Origin of the sequence: Streptomyces sp. NPDC053493, from assembly GCF_044544825.1 — a bacterium.
Taxonomy (GTDB): domain Bacteria; phylum Actinomycetota; class Actinomycetes; order Streptomycetales; family Streptomycetaceae; genus Streptomyces.
Genome location: NZ_JBITXS010000002.1, coordinates 288,687 through 312,865 on the forward strand (window position 1 = coordinate 288,687; position 24,179 = coordinate 312,865).

General features: G+C 71.7%; 22 protein-coding genes. 11 read left to right on the top strand and 11 right to left on the bottom strand.

Features of this window, described 5'->3' with window-relative positions; genetic code table 11:
- Positions 1 to 29: 29 nt before the first annotated feature.
- The 5 genes from ACIGO8_RS06990 to ACIGO8_RS07010 all read right to left on the bottom strand — a co-directional run bounded on the left by ACIGO8_RS06990 (position 30) and on the right by ACIGO8_RS07010 (position 7,640).
- Positions 30 to 3,062, bottom strand: coding sequence for an alpha-mannosidase (locus tag ACIGO8_RS06990; RefSeq protein ID WP_399725082.1), 3,033 nt, complete (start codon positions 3,060 to 3,062; stop codon positions 30 to 32).
- 151 nt (positions 3,063 to 3,213) lie between these two features.
- Positions 3,214 to 4,488 (bottom strand): glycosyl hydrolase, encoded by a 1,275-nt coding sequence (locus tag ACIGO8_RS06995; protein WP_399725085.1) that lies wholly within the window; start codon positions 4,486 to 4,488, stop codon positions 3,214 to 3,216.
- 51 nt (positions 4,489 to 4,539) lie between these two features.
- A complete protein-coding gene (locus ACIGO8_RS07000) occupies positions 4,540 to 5,379 on the bottom strand; it encodes a carbohydrate ABC transporter permease (protein ID WP_399725087.1) in 840 nt (279 codons plus the stop codon).
- A 4-nt stretch (positions 5,380 to 5,383) separates the two neighbouring features.
- Complete coding sequence (locus ACIGO8_RS07005) at positions 5,384 to 6,256, bottom strand: carbohydrate ABC transporter permease (RefSeq protein ID WP_399725090.1); 873 nt, start codon at positions 6,254 to 6,256, stop codon at positions 5,384 to 5,386.
- Between the two features lie 88 nt (positions 6,257 to 6,344).
- Entirely contained in the window at positions 6,345 to 7,640 is a 1,296-nt protein-coding gene (locus ACIGO8_RS07010; protein ID WP_399725093.1) for an ABC transporter substrate-binding protein, read from the bottom strand.
- A 165-nt stretch (positions 7,641 to 7,805) separates the two neighbouring features.
- On the opposite strand from ACIGO8_RS07010, the gene ACIGO8_RS07015 reads away from it, so the two are divergent.
- Together ACIGO8_RS07015 and ACIGO8_RS07020 are read left to right on the top strand one after the other, a co-directional pair.
- Positions 7,806 to 8,849 (top strand): LacI family DNA-binding transcriptional regulator, encoded by a 1,044-nt coding sequence (locus ACIGO8_RS07015; protein ID WP_399725096.1) that lies wholly within the window; start codon positions 7,806 to 7,808, stop codon positions 8,847 to 8,849.
- A gap of 90 nt (positions 8,850 to 8,939) precedes the next feature.
- Complete coding sequence (locus ACIGO8_RS07020; protein WP_399725099.1) at positions 8,940 to 11,366, top strand: discoidin domain-containing protein; 2,427 nt, start codon at positions 8,940 to 8,942, stop codon at positions 11,364 to 11,366.
- Between the two features lie 37 nt (positions 11,367 to 11,403).
- Here ACIGO8_RS07020 and ACIGO8_RS07025 read toward each other — a convergent pair whose 3' ends face one another.
- Positions 11,404 to 12,030: a LysE family translocator gene (locus ACIGO8_RS07025; protein WP_399725102.1), complete on the bottom strand. Its 627-nt coding sequence runs from the start codon at positions 12,028 to 12,030 to the stop codon at positions 11,404 to 11,406.
- 47 nt (positions 12,031 to 12,077) lie between these two features.
- Here ACIGO8_RS07025 and ACIGO8_RS07030 point away from each other — a divergent pair, with 47 nt between their 5' ends.
- On the top strand, positions 12,078 to 13,415 hold the full coding sequence (locus tag ACIGO8_RS07030) for a hypothetical protein (protein ID WP_399725104.1): 1,338 nt from the start codon (positions 12,078 to 12,080) through the stop codon (positions 13,413 to 13,415).
- 108 nt (positions 13,416 to 13,523) lie between these two features.
- On the opposite strand, the gene ACIGO8_RS07035 is transcribed toward ACIGO8_RS07030, so the two are convergent.
- From ACIGO8_RS07035 to ACIGO8_RS07055, 5 genes are all read right to left on the bottom strand, one after another.
- Positions 13,524 to 15,401, bottom strand: a complete 1,878-nt coding sequence (locus ACIGO8_RS07035) for an ABC transporter ATP-binding protein (RefSeq protein ID WP_399725107.1) — start codon at positions 15,399 to 15,401, stop codon at positions 13,524 to 13,526.
- Positions 15,402 to 15,714: 313 nt separating this feature from the next.
- Entirely contained in the window at positions 15,715 to 16,449 is a 735-nt protein-coding gene (locus tag ACIGO8_RS07040) for a DsbA family protein (RefSeq protein ID WP_399725110.1), read from the bottom strand.
- Positions 16,446 to 16,934 carry a nucleoside deaminase gene (locus ACIGO8_RS07045; RefSeq protein WP_399725113.1) on the bottom strand — a complete coding sequence of 163 codons (489 nt, stop codon included), beginning with the start codon at positions 16,932 to 16,934 and terminating at the stop codon, positions 16,446 to 16,448. Before ACIGO8_RS07045 ends, ACIGO8_RS07040 begins: the two co-directional genes overlap by 4 nt.
- A gap of 10 nt (positions 16,935 to 16,944) precedes the next feature.
- Positions 16,945 to 17,262 carry a DMT family transporter gene (locus ACIGO8_RS07050; protein WP_399725116.1) on the bottom strand — a complete coding sequence of 106 codons (318 nt, stop codon included), beginning with the start codon at positions 17,260 to 17,262 and terminating at the stop codon, positions 16,945 to 16,947.
- 164 nt (positions 17,263 to 17,426) lie between these two features.
- Positions 17,427 to 17,846, bottom strand: a complete 420-nt coding sequence (locus ACIGO8_RS07055; RefSeq protein WP_399725119.1) for a DMT family transporter — start codon at positions 17,844 to 17,846, stop codon at positions 17,427 to 17,429.
- A gap of 130 nt (positions 17,847 to 17,976) precedes the next feature.
- Here ACIGO8_RS07055 and ACIGO8_RS07060 point away from each other — a divergent pair, with 130 nt between their 5' ends.
- The 8 genes from ACIGO8_RS07060 to ACIGO8_RS07095 all read left to right on the top strand — a co-directional run bounded on the left by ACIGO8_RS07060 (position 17,977) and on the right by ACIGO8_RS07095 (position 24,050).
- Positions 17,977 to 18,429, top strand: coding sequence for a MarR family winged helix-turn-helix transcriptional regulator (locus ACIGO8_RS07060; RefSeq protein ID WP_399725122.1), 453 nt, complete (start codon positions 17,977 to 17,979; stop codon positions 18,427 to 18,429).
- A 324-nt stretch (positions 18,430 to 18,753) separates the two neighbouring features.
- The gene (locus ACIGO8_RS07065; RefSeq protein ID WP_399725125.1) at positions 18,754 to 20,250 is read left to right on the top strand and encodes an AMP-binding protein; all 1,497 of its coding nucleotides are present in this window, start codon (positions 18,754 to 18,756) and stop codon (positions 20,248 to 20,250) included.
- Complete coding sequence (locus tag ACIGO8_RS07070; protein WP_399725128.1) at positions 20,247 to 20,516, top strand: phosphopantetheine-binding protein; 270 nt, start codon at positions 20,247 to 20,249, stop codon at positions 20,514 to 20,516. The genes ACIGO8_RS07065 and ACIGO8_RS07070 overlap by 4 nt, the downstream gene beginning before the upstream one ends.
- 29 nt (positions 20,517 to 20,545) lie before the next feature.
- A complete protein-coding gene (locus tag ACIGO8_RS07075; protein ID WP_399725132.1) occupies positions 20,546 to 20,920 on the top strand; it encodes an ectoine synthase in 375 nt (124 codons plus the stop codon).
- Between the two features lie 108 nt (positions 20,921 to 21,028).
- Positions 21,029 to 22,180 (top strand): acyl-CoA dehydrogenase family protein, encoded by a 1,152-nt coding sequence (locus tag ACIGO8_RS07080; protein WP_399725135.1) that lies wholly within the window; start codon positions 21,029 to 21,031, stop codon positions 22,178 to 22,180.
- 59 nt (positions 22,181 to 22,239) lie between these two features.
- Positions 22,240 to 22,935, top strand: coding sequence for a transglutaminase family protein (locus ACIGO8_RS07085; protein ID WP_399725138.1), 696 nt, complete (start codon positions 22,240 to 22,242; stop codon positions 22,933 to 22,935).
- Positions 22,936 to 22,957: 22 nt separating this feature from the next.
- On the top strand, positions 22,958 to 23,809 hold the full coding sequence (locus ACIGO8_RS07090) for a maleate cis-trans isomerase (RefSeq protein ID WP_399725140.1): 852 nt from the start codon (positions 22,958 to 22,960) through the stop codon (positions 23,807 to 23,809).
- A gap of 4 nt (positions 23,810 to 23,813) precedes the next feature.
- Positions 23,814 to 24,050 (top strand): DUF6253 family protein, encoded by a 237-nt coding sequence (locus ACIGO8_RS07095; RefSeq protein ID WP_399725143.1) that lies wholly within the window; start codon positions 23,814 to 23,816, stop codon positions 24,048 to 24,050.
- Positions 24,051 to 24,179: the final 129 nt, after the last annotated feature.

Genomic DNA, 24,179 nt, shown 5'->3' on the forward strand with positions numbered 1-24,179 from the left:
GTCGGTGACCAGGGGTAACCCCCGACGGGTCAGGCGCGGGCCAGCCGCAGCGTCAGCAGCTGGAAGGGGCGCAGCTCGACGATCACCTCGTCGCCCTCCACCCGTGCCTCCTCGTCGCGGGGACGCTCCAGCAGGTCGCACCGCCGCGCCCCGGCGAGGGCGAAGCCGGCGGTGAGGCGGGTGGCGGCCCGGCCGCCGCGGGCCTCGTAGAGCCGGACCACGACGTCGCCGCTCTCGTCGTCGGCCAGCTTCACGGCGCTCACCACCACGGCCGGGTCGGCCACGCTCACCAGCGGCGCCACGTCGGCGCCGCCCGGCACCCGCCGCTCGGGCAGGTTGATCAGATAGCCCTCGCGGACGGCGTCGCCGATCTCCGCGCCCGGCACGAGGGCGTGCCGGAAGCGGTGCAGGCCCTGGTCGGTGTGCGGGTCGGGGAAGCGGGGCGCGCGCAGCAGCGAGGCCCGGACGGTGGTGGTGGTGCCGTGGTCGGCGGGCCGGACCTTACGGGTGACGTCGTGGCCGTACGTCGAGGCGGTGACGAGCGCGACGCCGAAGCCGGGCTCCTCGAGGTGCACGAACCGGTGGTTGCAGGCCTCGAACTTGGCTGCCTCCCAGCTGGTGTTGGTGTGGGTGGGCCGGTGCAGGTGGCCGAACTGGGTCTCGGCGGCGTAGCGGTCGGTGTGCAGGTCGAGCGGGAAGGCGGCCTTGAGGAACTTCTCGGTCTCGTGCCAGTCGACCTCGGTGTCGAGGTCGAGCCGCCGGGCGCCGGCGGTGAGGGTGAGGGTCTGGACGGCCGTGGAGGAGCCGAAGGAGCGGGTGACGCGGACGGTCACGGCGTCGGGCCCGTCGGCGGCGAGGGTGAGGGCGTCGTGGTCGGTGAGGTCGGTGACGGTGTTGCGGTAGAAGCGGTCGACGTCCCAGGCGTCCCACATGTTGGGGAAGTCGGGGTGGATCTGGAGGAGGTTCGCGGCGGCGCCGGGAGCGACGCTCTCGCGTCCGGTGGCGAGGTCGACGAGGGACACGAGCAGTCCGCGGCCGTCGACGGTGGCCCGCAGCAGCCCGTTGTCGAGGACGTAGCCGCCGTCGCCTCGCGCCTCGGCCGTGCAGCGTACGGCCGGGGCGGGCAGGACGTCGGCGCGCCGGGCGCCACCGGCGGGGACACCGGCGCGGGCGTGCGGTGCGCCGTTGAAGACGACCTCCGTGTCACCCTGCCCGGCCAGGGCGCGCTGGGCCCGGTCGACGAGGGCGCCGAGCTCCTCGGCGACGGCGGCGTAGGTGCGCTCGGCCTCCCGGTGCACCCAGGCGATGGAGGAGCCCGGCAGGATGTCGTGGAACTGGTGCAGCAGCACCGTCTTCCAGATCCGGTCCAGTGCCTCGTACGGGTAGGGCAGCCCGGTGCGTACGGCGGCGGTGGCGGACCACAGCTCGGCCTCGCGCAGCAGGTTCTCGCTCGCCCGGTTGCCCTGCTTGGTGCGGGCCTGGCTGGTGAGCGTGGCCCGGTGCAGCTCCAGGTACAACTCGCCCACCCACACGGGCGGATCGGGATACTCGGCCTGCGCCTTGGCGAAGAACTCGGCGGGCCGCTCCCAGCGGACCCGGGCCGAGCCCTCCAGGTCGCGCAGTCGCGCCGCCTTGGCGATCATCTCGCGGGTGGTGCCGCCGCCTCCGTCGCCCCAGCCGGTGGGCGCAAGGGAGTGCGAGGCGCGGCCCTTGTCCTTGAAGTTGCGTACGGCGTGGGCGATCTCCTTGCCCTGCATGGAGCAGTTGTAGGTGTCGACCGGCGGGAAGTGGGTGAAGATCCGGGTGCCGTCGATGCCCTCCCACCAGAAGGTGTGGTGCGGGAAGGAGTTGACCTGGCTCCAGGAGATCTTCTGGGTGAGCAGCCACTTCGAGCCGGCCTCCTTGATGATCTGCGGGAGTCCGCCGGCGAAGCCGAAGGTGTCGGGCAGCCAGGCCTCGTGGTTCTCGACGCCGAACTCGTCCATGAAGAAGCGCTTGCCGTGCACGAACTGACGGGCCATCGCCTCGGAGGAGGGCATGTTGGTGTCGGACTCGACCCACATGCCGCCGGCCGGCACGAACCGGCCCTCGGCGACCGCCTTCTTGACGCGGGCGTAGACCTCGGGCCGGTGCTCCTTGATCCACGCGTACTGCTGGGCCTGCGACATGGTGTAGACGAAGTCCGGCTCGTCCTCCAGGAGCGCGGTCATGTTGGCGGTGGTGCGCGCCACCTTCCGTACGGTCTCGCGCAGCGGCCAGAGCCAGGCCGAGTCGATGTGGGCGTGGCCGACGGCGCTGATGCGGTGGGCGGAGGGCTCGGCGGGCGTGCCGAGGACGCCGGCCAGCTCGGCGCGGGCCGCGGCGGCGGTGCCGTTGACGTCCTGGAGGTCGATGGCGTCGAGGGCGCGTTCGACGGCGCGCAGCAGGTCCCAGCGGCGGGCGCCCTCGACGGGCAGTTCGGCCATGAGCTCGCCGAGGACCTCCAGGTCGGCGACGAGCTCCCACACGGTCTCGTCGAGGACGGCGAGGTCCATGCGGGCGATCCGGTACTGCGGCCGGTCGCCGGCGGTCTCCTTGTCGCCGAGGTCCGTCGGCAGGAAGGGGTGGTAGTCGAGGATGACCGGGTTGGAGGCGGCCTCGACGTGCAGCAGCACCTCCTCGCCGCCGGCGGCCGGGGCGGCGATCCGCACCCACTGGTTGCGTGGGTTGAGGCCCTTCACCGGGCTGCCGTCGGGGCGGTAGACCAGGCCCTCGCACTGGAAACCGGGCATGTTGGCGTCGAAGCCGAGGTCGATCAGGGCCTCGACGGTGCGGCCGGCCCATTCCTTCGGCACGGTGCCGGAGACGGTCAGCCAGCTGGTGCCCCAGGGCGCGCCCCAGGCGTCGCCGACGGCGATCGGGGTGCGGGGCGCGGCAAGGCCCTCGGCGACCGGGACGGGCTCGCCGGGCGCGGTCCAGATGCCGGCCTGGAGCGGCACGGACAGGGGATGGATCGCCGGTCGGATGCGTTCGTCGAGGACCCGCTTGAGGCGGGACTCGACGAGGCTGCGGTCGTCATGCATGCGAAGGGCTCCCTGGGGCGGGTGACACGGCTAGTGGGTGGCGCGTGGGACGCGGTCAGGCGCGCGGTGCGGGGTCGGGCAGGCAGTACGGAGCCGGGCGCGCGGCACGGAGTCGGGCGGCGCGGTACGGCCCCCGGCGCGTAGGGCGCGGTCAGGCGCGCGGGGCGGCGCCGAGGTCGTCGGGGGTGACGAGCTCGGCGATGCCGCGGGCGGCCAGGTGGGCGGAGTCGTGGGCGCGGGAGGCGAGGACCACGGCCGGGCGGCGGCCGTCCCCGGCGAGCCGCATGAACGCCTCGAAGTACGGCCCGCCGGGGCCGCAGTCGGCGCGCCCCGCCGCGTGCTCCGGAAGGTCGACGACGAGGGCGGTGCTCCGGGGCGCCGGGTTCGGGCGCACGCCCCGGGCCTCGGCGACGGCGTCCGCGAGCGCCCGGCCGGCCGGCTTGACCTTCCGGTCGTTGGTCAACAGACCCAGGCTGTACTCGAGTTCGGGAAAGTCGGCGAGCGAGCGGTCGACGTCGTGGGAGCACCACCACGTGATACCCCACAGATCGGGGCAGTCGAGCGCGGCGGCGACGGTCGTCCGGGTGAATTCGGCCGCCTGGTCGGCGGGTACGTGCGGGGCGGGAGCGCCGACCTCCTGGAGCCAGACCGGGCGGCGCGGGTCCTCGGCCCAGGCCTTGGACAGCTCGATCAGGTAGGCGGCGTGCTGGCCGACCGCGACGGAGCCGGCGCCGTGGCGCTGCGCGGTGCCGTTGAAGACCCAGGAGTGGACGGCGGTGGCGGCGCCGAGACGGGCGGCGTGGGCGGGTGTGAAGGGATGGTCGTCCAGGTACCAGGTCGCGTCGTACGGGGCGTGCAGGTGGAGGCGGCCGGGCGCGCCCTCCTCGCAGGCGGCGAGCATCCGGCGCAGCCAGCGTTCGGCCTGCTCGGGTGTGACGCGGTCGGGGTCGGGGTGCGGGTCGCCGGAGAACTGGTTGATCTCGTTGCCGACGGTCATGCCGAGGAAGTTTGGCCGGTCGGCGAGGGCGGTGGCGAGGGCGCGCAGGTAGGTGCTCTGGCCGTCGAGGACCTCGGGGTCGGTGAAGAGGTTGCGGCGGTGCCAGGTCCGGGTCCAGGAGGGCAGGAAGTCGAAGCTGGAGAGGTGGCCCTGGAGGCCGTCGACGGCGACGTCGAGGCCGCGTTCGCCGGCCGCGTCGACGAGCCGGCCGAGCTGGTCGAGGGCCCGGGGCCGGACGAGGGCGCGGTTGGGCTGGAAGAGCGGCCAGAGCGGGAAGACGCGGACGTGGTCGAGGCCGAGGGCGGCGACGGAGTCGAGGTCGGCGCGGACGGCGTCGAGGTCGAAGTCGAGCCAGTGGTGGAACCAGCCCTGGCTGGGTGTGTAGTTGACCCCGAAGCGCGGACCGGTGCGGTGGTGACGGTTCGTCATGCGCGTTGCGGATCCTTCGTGGAGGCGGACGGCGGGGAACGGTCTCGTCGGTCAGCCCTTGATCGCGCCCTCCTCGACCCCTCGGAAGAAGAAGCGCTGGAGCACCGCGAACACGGCGACGACCGGCAGGAAGGCGATCATGGTGCCGGCGGCGATGAGGCGGGGATTGGCGCTGAAGGTGCCGTCGAGGTACTGCAGTCCGACCGTGAGGGTGTAGCGCCCGGGGTCGTTGAGCACGATCAGCGGCCACAGGAAGTCGTCCCAGGCGCCGATGAAGGTGAAGATCACGACGACGCTCAGCATGCCCCGGACGTTGGGCAGGCCCACGTGCCGGAGCCGCTGCCAGGCGTTGGCGCCGTCGACGAGGGCGGCGGCGTCGAGTTCGGGAGGTATGGCGCGGAAGGCGGTGTACATCAGGAGCACGTTGAGCATGGCGACGGCGCCGGGCAGGGCGACGCCGAGGAGGGTGTCGGTCAGGCCGAGGCTGCGGACGGTCACGTACTGGGAGACGATCGTGACCTCGCCGGGCAGCACCAGGGTGGCCATGAACAGGCCGAGGGCGAGCCGGGCGCCGCGGAAGCGCAGCCGGGCGAGCGCGAAACCGGCGAGGGTGGCGCCGACGACGTTCCCGAGGACGGCGATCGCGGCCACGATCACCGAGTTCGCGGCGTAGGTCCACACCGGGACGGTGTCGGCGACGCGGGCGTAGTTGGCCAGGGTCGGGGCGTCGGGCAGGAAGTCGGGCGTGCGGGACCAGACGTCCTCGCCCGGTCCCTTGAGCGAGGTGGACAGCTGCCACAGGAAGGGGCCGATGGTGAGGAGCAGGACGAGGACGAGGAGGAGGTAGCGCACCGCCTTCTCGGCGGCGGACGGGGCGCGGCCCGGTGTCATGCCGTCATGCCGCCTTCCGGTTGAGCCGGGCGAGCAGGAGCATCGGCCCGACAGTGAGGACGAAGAGCAGCACGCTGAGGGCGGAGGCGTAGCCGATGTGCCCGGTGAAGCCGCGGCTGTACATCTGGATGAGCATGACGACGGACATGTCGCGCCCGCCCGGTCCGCCGGTGCCGTTGGACAGCACGTACAGCTCGGAGAAGATCCGCAGCGCGGAGACGGAGATGAGGACGGAGATCAGCAGCATGGCGGGGCGGACGCCGGGCAGCGTGACGTGCCAGAACCTGCGGGCGGCGGAGGCGCCGTCGACGGCCGCGGCCTCGTGGAGTTCGCGGCCGACGTTCCCGAGCGCGGAGAGGTAGATGACCATGTAGTAGCCGAGTCCCTTCCACACCGTGAGTCCGATGGCGCTGAGCAGCAGCAGCCAGCGGTCGGTGAGGAAGGAGACGGGCCGGTCGGTGAGGCCGAGCTGGTGGAGCAGGCCGTTGAGCAGGCCGCGCTCGTCGAGGAGCCAGCCCCAGACGATGCCGACGACGACGGCCGAGGCGACGACCGGGGTGTAGAACGCGGTGCGGAAGAAGGTGATGCCGGGCAGCTTCTTCTCCACGAGGAGCGCGAGCAGCAGCGGCAGCAGGGTGAGCAGGGGCAGACAGACGAGGAGGTAGAGCACGCTGTTGACGAGCGCGTCGGTCAACTGGTCGTCGTTCAGGGCGCGTCGGTAGTTGGCGAGTCCGGTGAAGTTTCCTCCGCCGAGCGGTTTGGCGTTGGTGAAGGACAGGATCACGGTGTTGACCGCGGGCCAGAGGTTGAAGACGGCGAGCCAGACCAGTGCGGGACCGGCGAGCAGCCAGGGCGTGAACCAGCGCCGGTGCGTCATGGGATGCCTTCCGTGCCTTCGATGGAGCCGGTCAGTTCCTCAGGAGCTGGTCAGTCCTTCAGGAGCTGGTCAGTCCTTCAGGAGCCGGTCAGTCCTTGAGGAGCTGGTTGGCGCGGGCGACCGCCGTGTCGAGGGCTTCCTTGGAGCCGCTCTGGCCACTGACGGCGAGCGCGATCTGCTGGTTGATCAGGGTCTTGATCGCCTCGTTGGCCTGGACGGGTTCGAGGACGCGGGCGGAGGCGAGCGAGCGGAAGGCGATGACCTTGGCGTCGCCGGCGTTGCTGCCGTCGCTGCGGCTGAAGAACGGATCGGCGGAGGAGGCGGTGGTGGAGGGGAAGATGCTGGTCTCGTGGGCGAACTTCGCCTGGTTCTCGGCGTTGGTCACCCAGCGGGCGAGGGCGAGCGCGGCGGTGGGGTTCTTGGTGTTCCTCGCCACGGACAGGCCCTGGACGTAGAGCGGCGGGGTGCCCATGGCGGCCGAGGGGACGACCTTGGGAGCGAGGCTCGGGTTGTCGGTGGCGAGGCTGGTGATGTAGTTGGCGCCGGCGGTGGTCCAGGCGGCGGCGGCGGAGCTGAAGAGCTTGGTGTTGCCCGCGTAGGTCTCGGTGAGGACGTCCTTGGGCAGCAGACCCTCCTGGTAGGCCGCGCGGTAGGTGTCGAGGACGGCGGCGGCCTCGGGCGTGTTGAAGGTGAAGGACGTGCCGTCCTCGGAGACGATCGGCACGCCGGCGTTGGCCAGGTCGATGAGGTTGGGCTGGCGGCTCATCAGGTAGGTCTTGCCGCCGGACCTGGCCTTGACGGTACGGGCGGCCTTCACCAGCTCGTCGAGCGAGGCCGGCGGCTTCTTCGGGTCGAGGCCGTAGCGGGTGAGCAGTTCGCCGTTCCAGTAGTTGACGTCGGTGTTGAGGTACCAGGGATAGCCGTAGGTGCCCTGGTGTCCGGCGAAGCGGTACGCGTCGAGGCCGCCCTTGACGTAGTCGGCGGCCAGGGCGGTGTCGGCCTTGCCGACGTCGAGCAGCAGGTTCTGCCTGACCAGCGGCAGCGCGAAGTCCGGCGGCAGGTTGACGACGTCGGGCAGGGTGCCGCCGGCGGACTGGCTGAGCACCTTCTCGGAGTAGCCCTCGCCCGGCTGGTCGAGCCACTCGACCTCGACGCCCGGGTACTTCTTCTCGAAGCCGGCGATCACGCCTTCCATGTAGGCCGTGAACTTGGGCTTGAGGGCCCAGGTCTGGAGCGAGACCTTGCCCTTCACCTCGCCGCCGGTGGCGGCCGGGCCCGGGGAGCCGGAGTCCTCGGCGCCGCCGAGGCCGCAGCCGGCGAGGGTCACGGCCGCCACGGCGGTGGCGGCCCAGCGGGCCCACGGGCTTCTGCGCAGGTGTCGCACGAGGGTGTCTCCTTGCTCGGACGTCGCGGGGATGTGCGCGGACCTTGCTTGACTAAACCGCTCTAGCGATGCGGGACTATCCTCGCGGCTAGACTCCGGTGTCAAGGGACCGTGCGGAACCGGGCCCCGGCGCCGTCCGGAAACGAACGATCAGGAGGGCGCCCGGTGGCCAGACCGACCATCGCCGACATCGCCAGGGAGGCGGGCGTCTCCAAGGGCGCCGTCTCCTTCGCGCTCAACGGCCGCCCCGGCGTCAGCGAGGCGACCCGGGAACGCATCCTGCGGGTCGCCGAGCGGATGAACTGGCGCCCGCACAGCGCCGCCCGCGCGCTCGGCGGTGCCCGCGCCGGGGCCGTCGGCCTGGTCCTGGCCCGGCCGGCCCGGACGATCGGCCTCGAGCCCTTCTTCGGCCAGCTGCTCTCCGGCCTCCAGGCGGCGCTCTCCGCCCACGGCACCGCGCTCCAGCTGCTCGTCGTCGAGGACACCGCGGCCGAGACGGAGGTCTACCGGCGCTGGACCTCCGAGCACCGGGTGGACGGCTTCGTCCTGGTCGACCTCCAGGTGCGCGACCCGCGCATCCCGGTCCTCGAGGAGCTCGGCGTGCCGGCCGTGGTCCTCGGCGGGCCCGGCCGGCACGGCCGGCTGCCCGCCGTCTGGGCCGACGACCGCGAGGCGATGACCTCGATCGTCGAGTACCTGGCGGCGCTCGGCCACCGCCGGATCGCCCACCTCGCCGGGCTTCCGTCCTTCCAGCACACCCGCCGCCGGATCCGGGCGGTCCGCGACGCGGCGCGCCGCCTCGGCCTGGCCGACGCCGTGTCCGTACCGACCGACTTCAGCGACGCGGAGGGCGCCGCCGCCACCCGGACGCTGCTCGCGCGGCCGGTGCGGGAGCGGCCGACCGCGATCGTCTACGACAGCGACGTCATGGCCGTCGCGGGCCTCGGCGTCGCCACCGAGATGGGCGTCGCCGTGCCCGGCGACCTGTCCGTCGTCTCCTTCGACGACTCCGCGCTCGCCCGGATCGTCCACCCGTCCCTGACCGCGCTGTCGCGCGACACCTTCGCGCTCGGCGAGCAGGTCGCCACCGTGCTGCTCGGCCTGGTCGACGACCCGTCCTCGGCCCGCGACGTCCGGAACCCGACCCCGCGGCTGACGGTCCGGGAGAGCACCGCGGCCCCGCACCGCCCTCTTGACCCTGCGAACTAAAGGCGTTTAGCCTCCCGCTCCGGACGACCCGCACCATCGCGCCACCGGCACCACCAGCCCCTTCCCCCCTCCTGCTGGACCGGAGCTTCGATGAGACGACCCTTGCGCCTGCTCCTCGCCGCCGCGCTGTCCGCGGCGGCGCTCGGACTCGGCGCCCTGCCCAGCGCGTCCGCCGCCGCACCGAAGGCCGCCGCGGCCTCGGGCGACCAGCCGTACGCCTCGTACTGGTACCCGAACACGATCCTGAACTGGGACCCGGCCACCGATCCCGACGCGCGCTTCAACCGCTCCCGGGTGCCGCTGCGGCCCCGGGTCTCCGACCCGGCGCTCAAGGCGAACGCCAACGCCCGTGCCGGCGAGGGCAAGGTGGCCTCCCTGGTGTCCTTCGCGCCCACCTCCGCCAATCCCTCCCAGGGCTCGGCCGACCCGCGCTACTACGCCTTCGGGCACTGGCAGTACGTCGACAAGCTGGTCTTCTGGGGCGGTTCGGCCGGCGAGGGCCTGATCCTCGCGCCGAACCCGACCGTGATCGACGCCGCCCACCGCAACGGCGTGAAGGTCTACGGGACGGTGTTCTTCCCGCCCACCGCCTACGGCGGCCAGATCCAGTGGGTCCGCGACTTCGTCCAGAAGTCCGGCACCCGCTATCCCGTCGCCGACAAACTCGCCCAGGTCGCGCGCCACTACGGCTTCGACGGCTGGTTCATCAACCAGGAGACCGCCGGCGGCGACAGCGCGCTCGCGACCGAGATGCGCAGCGCGCTGCGCTACGCCCGCTCGCTCGGTCCGGTCGAGTTCATGTGGTACGACGCCATGACCGAGTCCGGCTCGGTGAGCTGGCAGAACGCGCTCACCAGCGCCAACGACGCCTTCCTGCAGGAGGGCACGCAGCGCACCAGCGACTCGATGTTCGTCAACTTCGGCTGGAGCGCCTCCGGCCTCGACTCCTCGCGCAGCCTCGCGCGCGGTCTCGGCCGCGGCGAGTACGAACTCTTCGCCGGGATCGACACCGAGGCCAACGGCTACAACACCGGCGTCTCGTGGAACGCGCTCTTCCCGGCCGGGCAGCCGCACACCGCCTCGCTCGGCATCTACCGCCCGGAGTGGACCCACACCTCCGCCACCGACCGGGCCGACTCCTACGCCCGCGAGGCCCGCTTCTGGGACGGCGCGAACGGCGATCCCTCCGACACCACGACCACGTCCTCCTGGAAGGGCCTCGCCACCTACGTCGCCGAGTCCTCGCCGGTCACCGCCAAGCCCTTCGTGACCTCCTTCGACGCCGGGCAGGGCGACTTCTACCACTCCGGCGGCGTCCGGGTCTCGTCCGCCGGCTGGAACAACCTCTCGCTCCAGGACGTCCCGCCGACCTACCGCTGGCTGGTGCAGTCCGCGGGCACGAAGCTGAAGCCGTCCTACGACTTCACCGACGCCTACGAAGGCGGCTCCGCGCTGCGGCTCACCGGCACCCTGGACGCCGTCAACACCGTACGGCTGTACCAGGCGCGGCTGCCGGTCGCCGCCGACACCAAGCTGTCCGTCGTCCTCAAGACCCCGGCCGCCGGACCGACCCGGCTGAAGGCCGCGGTGTCCTTCACCGACGCGCCCACCACCTTCACCACCCTCGACCTCGGCTCCACCACGACGGCCGGCTGGGAGCGCAGGACCCTCGACCTCTCCGCGTACGCCGGGCGCACGATCGCGCAGCTCGGCCTCCAGACGACGGGCACGGCCGCCTCGTACGACATCAAGGTCGGCCAGCTCGCCGTGTACGACGGGACGGTGGACGCGCCCGCGGCCCCGACGGCGCCCACCGTGCTCGGCACGACGGACACGGGCACGACGTCCAAGTCGCTGCGGCTCGCCTGGACGGCCTCGGCGGCCGGCGACGTGCACCACTACGAGGTGTACCGCCGCAACCCCGACGGCGGCCGCACCTTCCTCGGTGCCACGCCCAACGACAGCTACTTCGTGCCGCGGCTCGACCGGGCCGGGGGCGAGACGAGCACGACGCTCGACATCGAGGCGGTCTCCACCGAGTTCGGCCGCTCCCCCGCCGTGAGCACCACCGTCGGCTGGTCGGCGACGGCGGACGCCAACCTGGCCCTGAACCGGCCCGCCACGGCCTCCGGCCAGTGCAACTCCTCCGAGACCCCGGCCAAGGCCGTCAACGGCAGCGTCTCCGGCGGCAACGCCGACAAGTGGTGCACGCTGACCGGCACCAAGTGGCTGGAGGTCGACCTCGGTGCGTCCCGAGCCCTGACCCGCTTCGTGGTGAAGCACGCGGCGGCGGGCGGCGAGAGCGCGAGCTGGAACACCCGCGACTTCACCATCGAGGTGCGCGACAGCGCGAGCGCGCCGTGGACGACGGCCGCGACCGTCACCGGCAACACGGCGGGCACCACGACCCACCCGGTCTCGGTCACGGCCCGCTACGTCCGCCTGTCGATCACCAAGCCGACCCAGACGACGGATCCGGCGGCCCGCGTCTACGAGTTCGAGGCCTGGGGCTCCTAGACCGGGTCCGGAAAGTCCCGCCTGGCCCCGAAGGCTCTCAGGCCTGGGCCGTGGCGACCTTCAGGCCGAAGCCGATCAGCACGACACCGGTGATCCGCTCCATGCCCCGGCGCACGGAGGAGCGGGTGAAGAAGGCCCGGGCGCGCGAGAGCAGCAGGACGTAGCCGCCGAGCCAGCAGACGGTGAGCGCCGCGTGGACCAGCACGAGCAGGGCCATCCCGGTGTGCGGGGAGAGTCCGTGCGGCGCGAGCGTCGGCAGCAGACTCGTGTAGAAGACGGCGATCTTCGGGTTCAGGACGTTGCCGACGAGCCCGGTGCGCCACGGGTCGCCGGCGGGCGGCGGCGTCCTCACGGGCGTCGCCGCCTCGTCGTGCCCGCCGCGGCGGGCGGCGCGCAGCGCCTGGACGCCGAGCACCAGCAGATAGGCGGCGCCGGCCAGTTTCACCACGGTGTACGCGGTGGCGGACGCGGCCAGGACGGCGGCGAGTCCGGCGACGGAGAGCACGCCCCAGACGAGCAGCCCGGTGGTGATGCCGGCCACCGTGCGCAGTCCGTCGCCGCGGCCGGCCGCCACCGCCCGCCGGGTGACGACCGCCATGTCCGGTCCCGGCACCATCGTGAGGAGGGCGAGCACACCCGTGGCCGCGAGAAGTTCGTACACCATGACGAGAGTCTCCCACCGGAGGCCCCGGCCGTGATCGACTGGGACGCATGACACAGCTGAGCCGCATATACGTGGACGAGTGCCTGAACGGGAACGAGGGGCTGCGCGACGCGGTCGCGCGCGCCGCGCTGCCGCCGGTCTTCGGCGGGGCCTGGCGGGGCCATCTGCTGGCCCGGCCCTGGTTCGTGGAGGCGGAGGAGATGGCCGCGTTCGCGCGGGACCTGGAGGACCTGTTCGAACTGCTCGTGTCGCTGCCGGAGCGGCTCTTCGACGGTGACCCGGCGCGCTACGCGGCGGAGCTCGGGCTCGCGCCGCGGCACGCCGCCCTGCTGCGGCGCTCGGCCGACGGGCGCCCGGCGAGGCTGGGCCGCGCCGACGCGTACCACGACGGACGCGGCTACCGGCTCCTGGAGTTCAACCTCGGCAGCGAGGTCGGCGGCATGGACATGGCCGTGTGCAACGCGGGGCTGCTCGGCGTCGATGCGTTCGCCTCCTTCGCGGCCGGGCACGGTCTGGAGTACGTGGACACGGCGGCGCGGCTCGCGGAGGACCTGCGCGAGCGGGCCAGGCCGGCGCTCTCGGGCGGCGGTGCGGAGCCGGTGATCGGTCTCGTCGAGGGGAACGGCGGCGTCGCTGCGTACGGCCCGCTGATGCGGTCGGTGCGGGAGGCGATGGCCGCGCAGGGCCTCGACCTGCGGATCGGCGACGTCAGCGACGTGCGCACCCGGCCCGACGGGAAGCTGACCCTGGACGGCGCGCCGCTCGACCTGGTGCTGCGCAACTTCGGCGCGAGCCAGCTGCTCGACGACCCGGCGGGTCCCGAGGTCGCGGAGCATCTCTTCCGGGCCCACGAGGCGGGCCGGACGGTGCTGTTCACCTCGATGGAGAGCGGTCTGTACGCCCACAAGAACGCGCTCGCACTGCTGTCCGACCCGCGCTGGACGGACGCCTTCGACGACAAGGAGCGGGCGCTGGTGGACCGGGTGCTGCCGTGGAGCCGCACGCTGGGCGCCGCGGCCCCGGCGGCGCTGCTGGAGGAGTGCCGGGAGCGGCGGGAGCGGCTGATCCTCAAGCCCGGCGCGGGGCACGGCGGCCTGGACACCTTCGCGGGCTGGGAGTGCACCGACGCCGAGTGGCGCGAGGCGCTGGCCACGGCGGCCGAGCGCGGTTATCTGGTCCAGGAGCGGGTCACGGCCCGTCCCGAGCCGGTCATCGATCCGGCCACGGGCGTCGCCGAGGACTGGATCGCGGCCCTGGGCGTCTTCCTCACCTCGCGCGGTTACGCGGGCGCGCACGCCCGTGCCAACCGGGCGGACGGCGGCGCGATCGTCGGGCTGAGCAGCAACCCGGGGACCCGGATGGCGTGCGTCTTCTCGCACCGGTGACGGCGACGGGCCGCGCGGGCGGTGGGCCCGCGCGGCCCGTCAGAAGCTCCGCGGCCCGGCCGGGGCGACGCGCTCCGTCAGCGGCGGCGCGCTCCGGCCGGGACCGGGTCAGAGCAGCTCGGCGCGGGCGGTGGTGTCCGGCCGGGCGGGCGCGCCGAGGCCGGACGACGGGTCGGCGGGGCCCGGAGCCGGGGCGGTGTCGTCGAGGAAGCCGCCCGACTGGTGCTGCCACAGCTTGGCGTACGGGCCGTTCGCGGCCAGCAGTTCGTGGTGGGAGCCCTGCTCGATGACGCGGCCGCGGTCGAGGACCACCAGCCGGTCCATGCCGGCGACGGTGCTCAGCCGGTGGGCGACGACGAGCGCCGTCCGGCCCTGCATGAGCCGCCACAGCGCGTCCTGGACGAGGAGTTCGCTCTCCGAGTCCAGGGCGCTGGTCGCCTCGTCGAGCAGCAGGATCGGCGCGTCGCGCAGGATCGCCCGGGCGAGGGCCACCCGCTGGCGCTGGCCGCCGGACAGCTTGACGCCGCGCTCGCCGACCATGGTGTCGAAACCGTCGGGCAGGGCGTCGGCGAACTCGGTGACGTGCGCCGCCTCGGCGGCCCGCCGGATCTCGGCCTCGGTGGCGTCGGGCCGGGCGAAGGCGATGTTGTCCCGCAGGGTGCGGTGGAACATGGCCGGCTCCTGCGGCACGTACGCGATGAGGCCGCGCAGGTCGGCCTGGCTCATCCGGCTGATGTCCTGCCCGCCGACGAGGATCCGTCCGGCGTCGACGTCCGTCATCCGCAGCAGCAGCCGGGTCAGGGTGGTCTTGCCGCCGCCGGACCGGCCGACGAGGCCGATCTTGGTGCCGTCGGGCACGTCCAGGTCGAGGTCCTCGAAGAGCGGCTTCCCGCCTCCGTGGGCGAAGCACACCCGCTCGAAGCGGACGTGGCCCGACCGGGAGCGCAGCGGCTCGGGCTCCTCCGGGTCGACCACGCTCGGCGGCGTGAGCAGCAGTTCGGTGAACTGCGCCGCCTCCGTCATCGAGCTCTCCATCCGGCGGTAGATCTGGTTGAACTCGAACATGATCCGGGTGGCACTGGCGTAGTACGTGAAGGCGACGACGACCGCCTCGACGCCGTGATCTCCGGCGCCCAGGCTGAGCGCCAGCACCAGGCCGATGGCGTTGGTCAGGACGGACATGGGCGCGACGAGCGTGTCGATGCGGAGGTTGCCGTAGTCCCAGGAACGCAGGGTGAGGCGCCGCGACTCCTCGACGCGGGAGCGGTGCTCGGCGGCCTCGCGGCGCTCGGCGGCGAACGCCCGTACGGTGTCCATGTTCATCAGGCTGTCGGCGACGTGGCCGGAGACCCGGGCGATGGCCTCCTCGCGCCGGGCGACGAGGCGTTGGCGGCGGCGGATCAGCGGGACGACGCAGACGGCGGTGAACGCGATCATCGCCAGGAGGCCGACGACGAGCAGCGGCTCGTACTGCCACAGGACCACCGAGGCGAACACCAGCGGCACGAAGCTGCCCATGACGGAGAAGGTGAGGGTGTCGACGAACTCCTCGAAGCGGGAGGCGAAGCTCAGCACCCGTTTGGTGAGCGAGCCCGCGAAGTTGTCGTGGAAGAAGGCGGCGTCCTTGGCGAAGAGTTCGTCCATCCCGATCACGTAGAGCCGCTCGATGCCGAGCGCGTCGACGCGGTTCAGGCAGTGCAGTCCGACGCGCCAGAGCGCCTCGGAGAGCAGCAGGACGCCGGCGAAGCCGAGGACGTAGGGCAGCATCGCGTCGAGTCCGGTGCCGGAGCCGCCCGCGATGCGGCCGACGAGCTTCGCGACGACCAGCGGCGCGATGTAGTTGATGCCGATGTTGCCCAGTGCCGGGAGGAGCATGGCGGGAACCGTCAGCAGGCGCAGCCGGGCCAGCTCCCGTCCGTAGTAGCGAAGTGCGAGGAGGACCGGGCCCCGGCCCGGCGAACTCGTGTGTGATTCAGGCGAATCCATTCCAACCCTGCTTTGTCGGACCCCCAGGGACAAGGTTCGCAGTGTCCCGTGGCGGTCCCCGCGCCGTCCAAGGCTTTTTCGCCGGTCAGGGCGCCGACGGGCGCTGTCGAGTCGCTATTCGGCCGGAGTGAGCGAGGGCGGGCCGTCCGGCCCGTGCGCGGCGACGTGGTTCGGCTTCAGCATCCCGGAATCCCGGGCCCGGAACGGACGGAGCTCCCCGTCGGCCACGGCGACGAGGAGCTTTCCGTCTGCGGGGCGGGGCGGGGAGCCGGACCGGTGTCCGGCGCCTCCGTCCACGCCCGGTCGTGCGCGCTCAGGCGCAGCCGCTGCCGTCGGCGCGACAGACGACGCCGTCGAGCGCGGCCGTCTCGGTGAGCCGGGCCTGCTCGTCGAGCACGGCCTTGCGCAGCTGAGCCGCGCTCGGCACGCCCTCCAGGCGGGTGTCGCCGACGAGGATCGTCGGGACGGCCTGGACGCGGTTCGCCTCGGCCTCGCGCAGGGCCTCCTGGTGGCGCTCGTAGTACGTGCCGTCCTCGAGGGCCTTGCGGTACGCCGGGCCGTCGAGGCCGATCTCCTCGGCGAGGCCGACCAGCACGTCGAGCCGGCCGAGGTCCAGGTCCTCCTGGAAGAAGGCCCGGAACATGCGGTGGTTGTAGGCGTCGCCGAGGCCGTGCTCGACGGCGAACTGCCAGCCCTCGAAGGCGAGCCGGGTGTACGGCTGCGGGGAGACGGTGGGCAGGGTGATGTCCACGCCCAGGCGGCGGGCCATCGGGTAGACGGCGCGCTTCCAGATCTCCGGCAGGTACGGGTCCTCCGGGCGGAGGGTCGGCTTGGGCTCGGCCCGCAGCTCGAACGGCTTCCACTCGATCTCGACGTCGAGGCCCTCGACGGCCTGCTCCAGCGGGCCCTCGGCCAGCATGCAGAACGGGCAGACGTAGTCGGACCAGATCTGGATCCTCACCTTGTCGGTGATCTCGGTGAGCTCGGTGCTCTCGGTGAGCTCGGTGCTCTCGGTGCTCTCGCTGGTCTCGATGCTCTCGGTGCTCACTTCAGTGCGCTCCCTCGGTGGGTCAGGAACTCCTGGAACGGCACCTCGTGGCCCTCGACCGGCAGGTGGGTGGTCCTGACGCCCCACTCGGTCGGGTCGGTGCGGTAGATGCCGTACGAGCTGGAGTAGTCGAAGCCGTACCGGGCCGCGGTCCTGCGGTCGGCGGCGTAGACGATGTGCTCGACGCCGAAGTAGAGGGCGACCTGATAGCACATGGCGCACGGCTCGCCGGAGGCGATCAGGGTGGCGCCGTGCACGGCGAACGCGCCGTGCTTCTTGGTGGCGTTGCGCAGGGCGACCACCTCCGCGTGGGCGGAGGCGTCGCGGTCCTCGCGGACCCGGTTGAAACCGGTCCCCAGGATCCGGCCGTCGTGGCGGACCACGACGCCGGAGAAGGGGATGCCGCCGGCCGCCACGTGTTCGCGGCTGATGCGGACTGCTTCTTCCACCTGCTTGGTGAGGTGGTCCTTCGCTGCGGTGGTCATGGTGCGAACCTCAGACGGACGTCACGCGCAGGATGATCGCGCCGCCGATGATGGACGCGAAGGACAGCAGACGGGCGAGGGTGATCTTCTCCTTGAAGATGATCGCGCCGAAGACGACCGTGCCGACGCCGCCGATACCGGTCCAGATGGTGTAACCGACCGAGACGTCCAGGTCGAGCAGGGCGCGGGACAGGGTGTAGATGCCGCCGGCGGCGGCGAGCAGCGTCAGCACGCTGGGCCACAGCTTGGTGAAGCCCTTGGTGGCGTTGGTGCCGAGCGCGAAGAGGATCTCGAAGACGATGGCGATACCGAGGAAGACCCAGGTCATGGGAACGGCTCTCTCTACTGGAAGGGCGGGAAGGACGCGCGGGATCGGGGAGATCCGGTCGGGGAGGTGCGTCGGGACGGTGCGGCGCGGAGGGGAAGGAGCGCTGTGACGCGGGAGGTGGTGCGAAGGTGGTGCGGAGGCGGGCGGGAGGGCCCGGGCGGAGGTCAGACGCCCGCGGTCGCGCGCTCCTCGGTGACGTTCGTCTGCTCGGCGGCCGCCTTCTTGTCGGCGGCGATCTTGTCGGTGATGCGCAGGGTGGTGCCGCCGCCGATGATCAGGACGAAGGCGAGGACCTTCCAGATCGTCATGGGCTCGTCGTAGATCAGGGTGCCGAAGACGACCGTGCCGACGCCGCCGATGCCGGCCCAGACCGTGTAGCCGACGCCGACGTCGATGTACTTGAGGGCCTGCGAGAGCGTGAAGATGCCGCAGGCCGCGGCCGCGGCGGTCAGCAGCGAGGGGCCGAGGCGGGTGAAGGCGTGGGTGGCCTCGGTGGAGAGGGCGAAGGTGATCTCGAAGAGCGAGGAGAACAGCAGCCACGCCCATCCGATGTTGTGGTTCTTCTGTGCCTGGTCGGCGGACACATGAGCCTCCATGGTTGTTTGTGCGTGCAAGTTCCTTGAGACCGCATGGGAGCCAAGTGCGGTTCGGAGATAGCTCGGATCTTGCATGGTCATATAACCTGTTGTCAAACCCCCGTCAGAGGAGAGGTACATGAACAACGCGCCCACATCTCTCGCCGCCACTTCGGACCCGGCCGTCTGGGACCGCGTGCTGGCTCTGCACGCGCGGGTGGAACGAGAGCTCGCGAACGCCCTCCAGCGCCGGCACGGCATCGGCCTTTCGGAGTACCGGGCCCTGGAAAACCTCGCCGCCTCGCCCGACAGCGAGCTGCGGATGCAGGAGCTGGCCGACAAGATCGGCCTGGGCCAGTCCTCGGTCACCCGGCTGGTGGAGCGCCTCAAAGGCGCTGGTTACGCCTTCAAGGACCTCTGTCCCTCCGACAAGCGCGGGGTCTACGCGGTGATCACGGACGAGGGCCGCAGCCGTTACGCGGCCGCCCGCGCGACCTACGCGGAGGTGCTGTCGGGAGCCCTGAACTCGCACGGCAGCGACCCGGCGCTGGCCGCCACGGTGGCCGCCCTGCGCAGTGCGCGCCCGGCATAATCCACCCACTTCGGGCGCACCCTCGTCCCCTCTCGCCCCACCCTTCCCCACCGCACCACCTACGGCCGTCGCCTCCCGTCCCTCTCCCTCAGGGGACGGAAGGGCGCGGCCTTTTCGCGTTCACGCCGTCGCGGTGCGTGATTCACGGGCGCGCTTCTGCTTGGATACTTGTATGTACAAGTAGTGAGATAGCTCACAGGCGAATCGGGAAGATACATGCTTGCACTTGCATGGATCTTCGGTAATGTCTGGTTCGGCGCAGATCGATCGAACACGAATCGAACGGTGCTTGGCCCAGTCTTTTCCACACATTTCGGGGGAAACGTGCCATCGCCCAGTCTTGCCCGAACCATCGCCGCGCACGCTCGGCGGCAGCCCTCCGCACCGGCCCTCCTGCTCCCTCAGGAGCGGGTGACCTACGGAGAGCTCGCCGACCGGGTGGCGCGCCTGTCCCGGCAGCTCCGCGCCGCGGAGCTGCCGGCCGACCGGCCGGTGTGCATACCGGCCCACAAGGACCCGGCGACCATCGCCCTGATGCTCGCCGCCTTCGCGGAACCCCTGGTCGTCCTGGCTCCCTCCGCCGAACTCGGCGCAGACGCCCTCGACCGGATCTGCCGTCAGGCCCGGGTCTCGGCGAAGCTGTCGGTCACCGCCGACGACGGCCTCGCCGTCGAGCTCCTCCCCGCGGACGAGAGCGCCGCGGAGGGCTTCGCCCGGCCCCGTACCGACACGACCCGGCTGTTGCTCACCACCTCCGGGTCGACCGGAACGCCGAAGCTGGTGCCGATCGGCACCGACGCCTTCGGCGCCTTCGCCGCCTGGGCGACGGACGCGTTCCGGATCACCGCCGAGGACGCCTCGCTGTCCTACGCGCCGCTCAACTTCGACCTGGCCCTGCTCGACGTCTGGACCTTCCTGGGCGCCGGCGCCCGGGTGGTGCTCGTCGACCGGGAGAAGGCCACCGACGGGCCCCATCTGCAAGGCCTCGTCTCCGAGGCCGGCGTCACCTTCGTCCAGGGCGTGCCGCTGCTCCACCGTCTCCTCACCGAGGGGAACGGGCCGGCGGGAGGCACGGCGGACGCGGGCAGGAGTTCCGGCGTCTTCGCGTCGGTGCGCGAGGTGGTGTTCACCGGTGACGCGATGCCCCAGGACCTTCTGAAACGGGTCGCAGAATCGTTTCCTCATGCACGTTTCCACAACGTCTACGGGTGCACGGAGACCAACGACAGCTTCCTGCACCCGGTCGACCCGCGCACGGCCGAGGGAAGGATCCCGATCGGCCGGCCCCTTGCCGGAGTCGAGGCCGACGTCCTCGGCGACGACGGGGAGCCGCTGACCGGCCCGGGAACCGGCGAACTCCTCGTCCGCACGCCCTTCCAGACCGAGGGCTATCTCCAGCAGTCCCTCAATCCGGCCGTCTTCGTCGACCGCGACGGCCGCACCTTCTACCGCACCGGCGACATCGTCACCCGTGACGCCGAAGGAAGCTACGTCCTCGAGGGCCGCTCCGACTGGCAGGTCAAGGTGCGCGGAGTGCGCACCAACCTCCAGGAGGTCGAGTCCGTCCTCGCCCAGCACCCCGACGTCGAGGAGGCGGCCGTCGTCGCCGTGCCCGACGCCGAGGCGGGAGTACGGCTGCACGCCCGCGTCACCCGGCGGGCCGGCGCCGGCCTCAACTCCCTGAAGATCCGCTCGTACGCGGGAGCGAACCTGCCCCGCCACGCGATCCCGTCCAGCGTCCGCGTCAGCGACATCCCGCTGCCCCGCACGTCGACCGGCAAACCCGACCGCAACAAGATCAAGGAGGAGATCAGCGCATGAGCGCTCCCACCCGTGACATCGCCGGAGAGATCCGCGCCCACCTGCTCGACACCTATCTCAAGGGCGAGGACGTCACCGCCGAAGACCTCACCGGAGACTACGAGTTGATCGAATCCGGCGTGGTCGACTCGCTGGGCCTGGTGAAGCTCATCCAGTACATCGCCAACACCTACGGCGTGCCGGTCGACGACATCGAGATCGGGCCGGACAACTTCCGCACGATCGACGCGATCACCCGGACCATCCGCGACAACACCTCGCTCTGAACATCCCCTTCCCACAAAGGAGTACCGCCATGTTCACTCGTACGCTCGAGGACGTCACCCCGGTCGAGTGGGGCAACGGCACCAGCCACCGGCTGCTGACCGAGGCCGACAAGATGGGCTTCACGGTCTGCAAGACCCTGGTCCGCAAGGGCACCAACTCCGCGCTCCAGTACCGCAACCACCTGGAGGCCTGCTACTGCATCGGCGGTTCGGGCGCGGTCGTGCACAAGGACGGCACGGTCTTCAAGATCACCGAGGGCACGATCTACGTCCTCGACAACCACGACCCGCACTACCTCATAGCCTCCGAGCACGAGGACCTGCACCTCATCTCGGTCTTCAACCCGCCGCTGACGGGCCAGGAGAAGCACAGACTGTCCGAGGACGGCTTCTCCCAGTACTGATCCGCACCCACGGACCCGGCCGGGCCGCACCCCTCCCCCCACGCACGGCCCGGCCGGGCCCGCCCGCCTGCCCGCACCAGGCGCCTGCCCGTACCAGGAAGGAAGACCGTGACCGCCGACGTAATGCCGCCCGTGGCCGAGACAACGGACCGGCTCATCGACCTCGTCGCCCCCTACGCCGACATCCTCAACGCCGACCTCGCCCAGCTGGACGCCGAGGCCGTCTTCTCCCGCACCAAGTGGCAGGCGATCAGGGACAGCGGCGTACTGCGCACCCCGTTCAAGCCGGAGAACGGCGGCGCGGGACGCAGCTTCACCGAGACCATGCGGGTCCTGGAGGGGCTCGGCTACCACTGCCGTGACGCCGGCATCGCCTTCTCCACCTCGACCCAGATCGTCTCCCTCGCCACTCCGCTGGAGAAGTTCGGCTCCGCCGAGCTCAAGGCCCGCCACCTGCCGCGCATCCTGTCCGGCGAGGCGATCACCGCGCACGCCATCACCGAGGAGTCCGGCGGCTCCGACGCCATGAACATCACCACCGTCGCCGTCCGCGAGGACGACCACTACGTGATCGACGGCGGCAAGATGTTCATCACCAACGCCCCGGTCGCCGACCTGTTCCTGCTCTACGTACGCACCGGCAAGCCCGGCCCGTTCGGCCTGACCTGCCTGCTCGTCGAGCGCGGCACGCCCGGTCTGGAGATCGGCGAGCCCATGGACAAGCTGGGCCTGCGCACCTCCCCGATCGGCCGGCTCACCTTCGAGAAGCTGCGCGTCCCGGTGAGCAACCGGGTCGGCGCGGAGGGCGGCGGCTTCCTCGTCCTCGACTACGTGATGAAGCGCGAGATCCTCTACGCCTTCTCCCTCACCCTCGGCGAGATGCGCCACCGGCTCGACACCGTCACCCGCTTCGCCACCGAGCGCAGCCAGTTCGGGCGGCCCATCGCGAGCTACCAGGCGATCAGCCACAAGATCGTGGAGATGCGGATCGCGGTCGAGACCGCGGCGAAGTGGCTCGCCGACACCGGCGCCAAGGCCGAGCGCGGCGAGGACATCTCGCTCGACCTGGCCTCCACGAAGATCGTCGTCTCCGAGGCCAACGTGCAGACCGCGCTGGCGGCCGTCCAGATCCACGGCGGCCGCGGCGTCCTCACCGAGTACGGCATCGAGCGCGACCTGCGCAACTCCGTCGCCGGGACCATCTACTCGGGCAGCAGCGAGATCCAGCGCAACCGCATGGCCGCCCTCCTCGGGCTCTGAACCCCGGGCCCCGGCCTCGGACTCCGATCGCGGACCTCTGAACCAGGAGCACTTCCGACATGAGCATCGCCCTCGACGAACTGCACGCACTGACCCGGTCCACCGACTTCCTCGACCACGAGTCCGACGAGGTCCAGAACTTCGTCGACTCGGTCGTCAAGGACCGCGCCGCCGACCGCCGCGAGAACGCCGTCAAGCTCTACTACGCCGTGCGCGACGGCCTCGACTACGAGGTGTACGACACCGACCTCAGCCCCGAGGGACTGCGCGCCTCCTCCGTCATCACCGCCGGCCAGGGCTTCTGCCTGCACAAGTCGGTCGTCTACGCCGCCGCCGTACGCGCCCTCGGCATCCCGTCCAAGCTGGTCTACGGCGACGTCCGCAACCACCTCGCCAGCCCGCGGCTGATCGCCCACATCGGCGGCGACGTCTTCTTCCACGGCCTCACCCAGGTCTATCTGGACGGCCGCTGGGTCAAGGCCACGCCCGTCTTCAACAAGCTGCTGTGCCGGCTCTACGGCATGGAGGCGCTGGAGTTCGACGGCACCGCCGACTCGCTCTACCACCCGTACTCGGGCCAGGACGGCAAGGGCGCGATGGAGTTCCTGAAGGACCACGGCGCCTACGACGACGTGCCGTACGACTTCGTCATCTCCACCATGCGCGCCAAGCACCCCAACTTCCTGAGCGGGGAGGGCAACGGGACCGTCAAGGGCGGCTCCCTGGCCGCCGAGGCCGAACCCGCCGCCCACTGACGACATGTGAGGAGACATCAGCATGAGCACCACCGCTTCGCCCGCCGACGGCTGGGACGCCACCACCCGGATCGGCGTCGTCGTCCCCTCGGCCGACGTCGGCCCCGAGGCCGAGCTCCAGGCCATGTCGCCGGCCTCGGTGACGGTCCACGCCTCCCGCATCGACTTCGGCGGGATGCTGCCGGGCGGTCACATGGTCGCGGAGAAGATCCCGCAGGACCCCATCACGGCGTTCGTCGAGCCCCCGGCCGTCGACAACGCCGTGGCGCTCCTGGCCGACTCGCCGCTGCACGCACTCGTGCTCGGCTTCACCAGCTCGTCGTACGTCCTTGGGGCCGAGGGTGAGCGCGCGCTCTACGAGCGGCTCGCGCCGGTCACCCGGGACATCCCGATCACCGGCACCGCCCGGGCCGCCGTCGCCGGCTTCCGCGCCCTCGGCGCCGAGCGGATCGCGATCGTCAACCCGCCGTGGTTCGACGAGAAGCTGTCCACGCAGGGCCAGGAGTACTTCGAGTCCCAGGGCTTCACCGTCGTCCACCACGGGCCGGTCGGGCTGCCGTCCGAGCAGACCGCCATCACTCCGCAGAACCTGTCGGAGTGGATCCGCACCACCGTGGCCGACGCCCGCCCCGAGGCGATCCTCGTCGCCGGCAACGGCATCCGCGCCGTCGGCACGGTCAAGGGCCTGGAGAGCGAGCTCGGCTTCTCCGTCCTGACCGCCAACCAGGTCGTCCTGTGGCACGCCCTGCACCTCGCGGGCGCCGCCGACGCCGCGCGCTCGGTCACCGACTACGGCCGCCTCTTCCAGGCCGCGCCGGCCCCGGCCACGTCGGTCCAGGCCACGTCGGTCCAGGCCACGTCGAAGGAAGCGTGACCGCATGCTGCCTGCCGACGGCTACGTCGCCGTGTACACCACCCCCGAGGGCGACGTCTACCGCACCCCCCTGGTGTGCTGGCGCGAGGACGGCCCGCACGTCTACGGAGTGACCCTCCACAAGGGCGGGCTGCGCCGCGCCGAGGAACTTCCCGGCTTCACGCGCTACGCCGCCAAGCCTGACTGCTCCTGCGCCGACAGCATCGCGCCGGCGCTCAGCAGGCAGCTCGCAAGCCGGTAGGTACGGGGCCGGCCCGTGCCGTACCCACGGGACCGGCGCAAAGGCCCGTGCCTGCCTTCCCCGCGGCCCGCCCGCTCCCCCACCACGCCCCAGGGGAGCGGGCGGGCCGCCCCGCGTGACCGGCCGCCG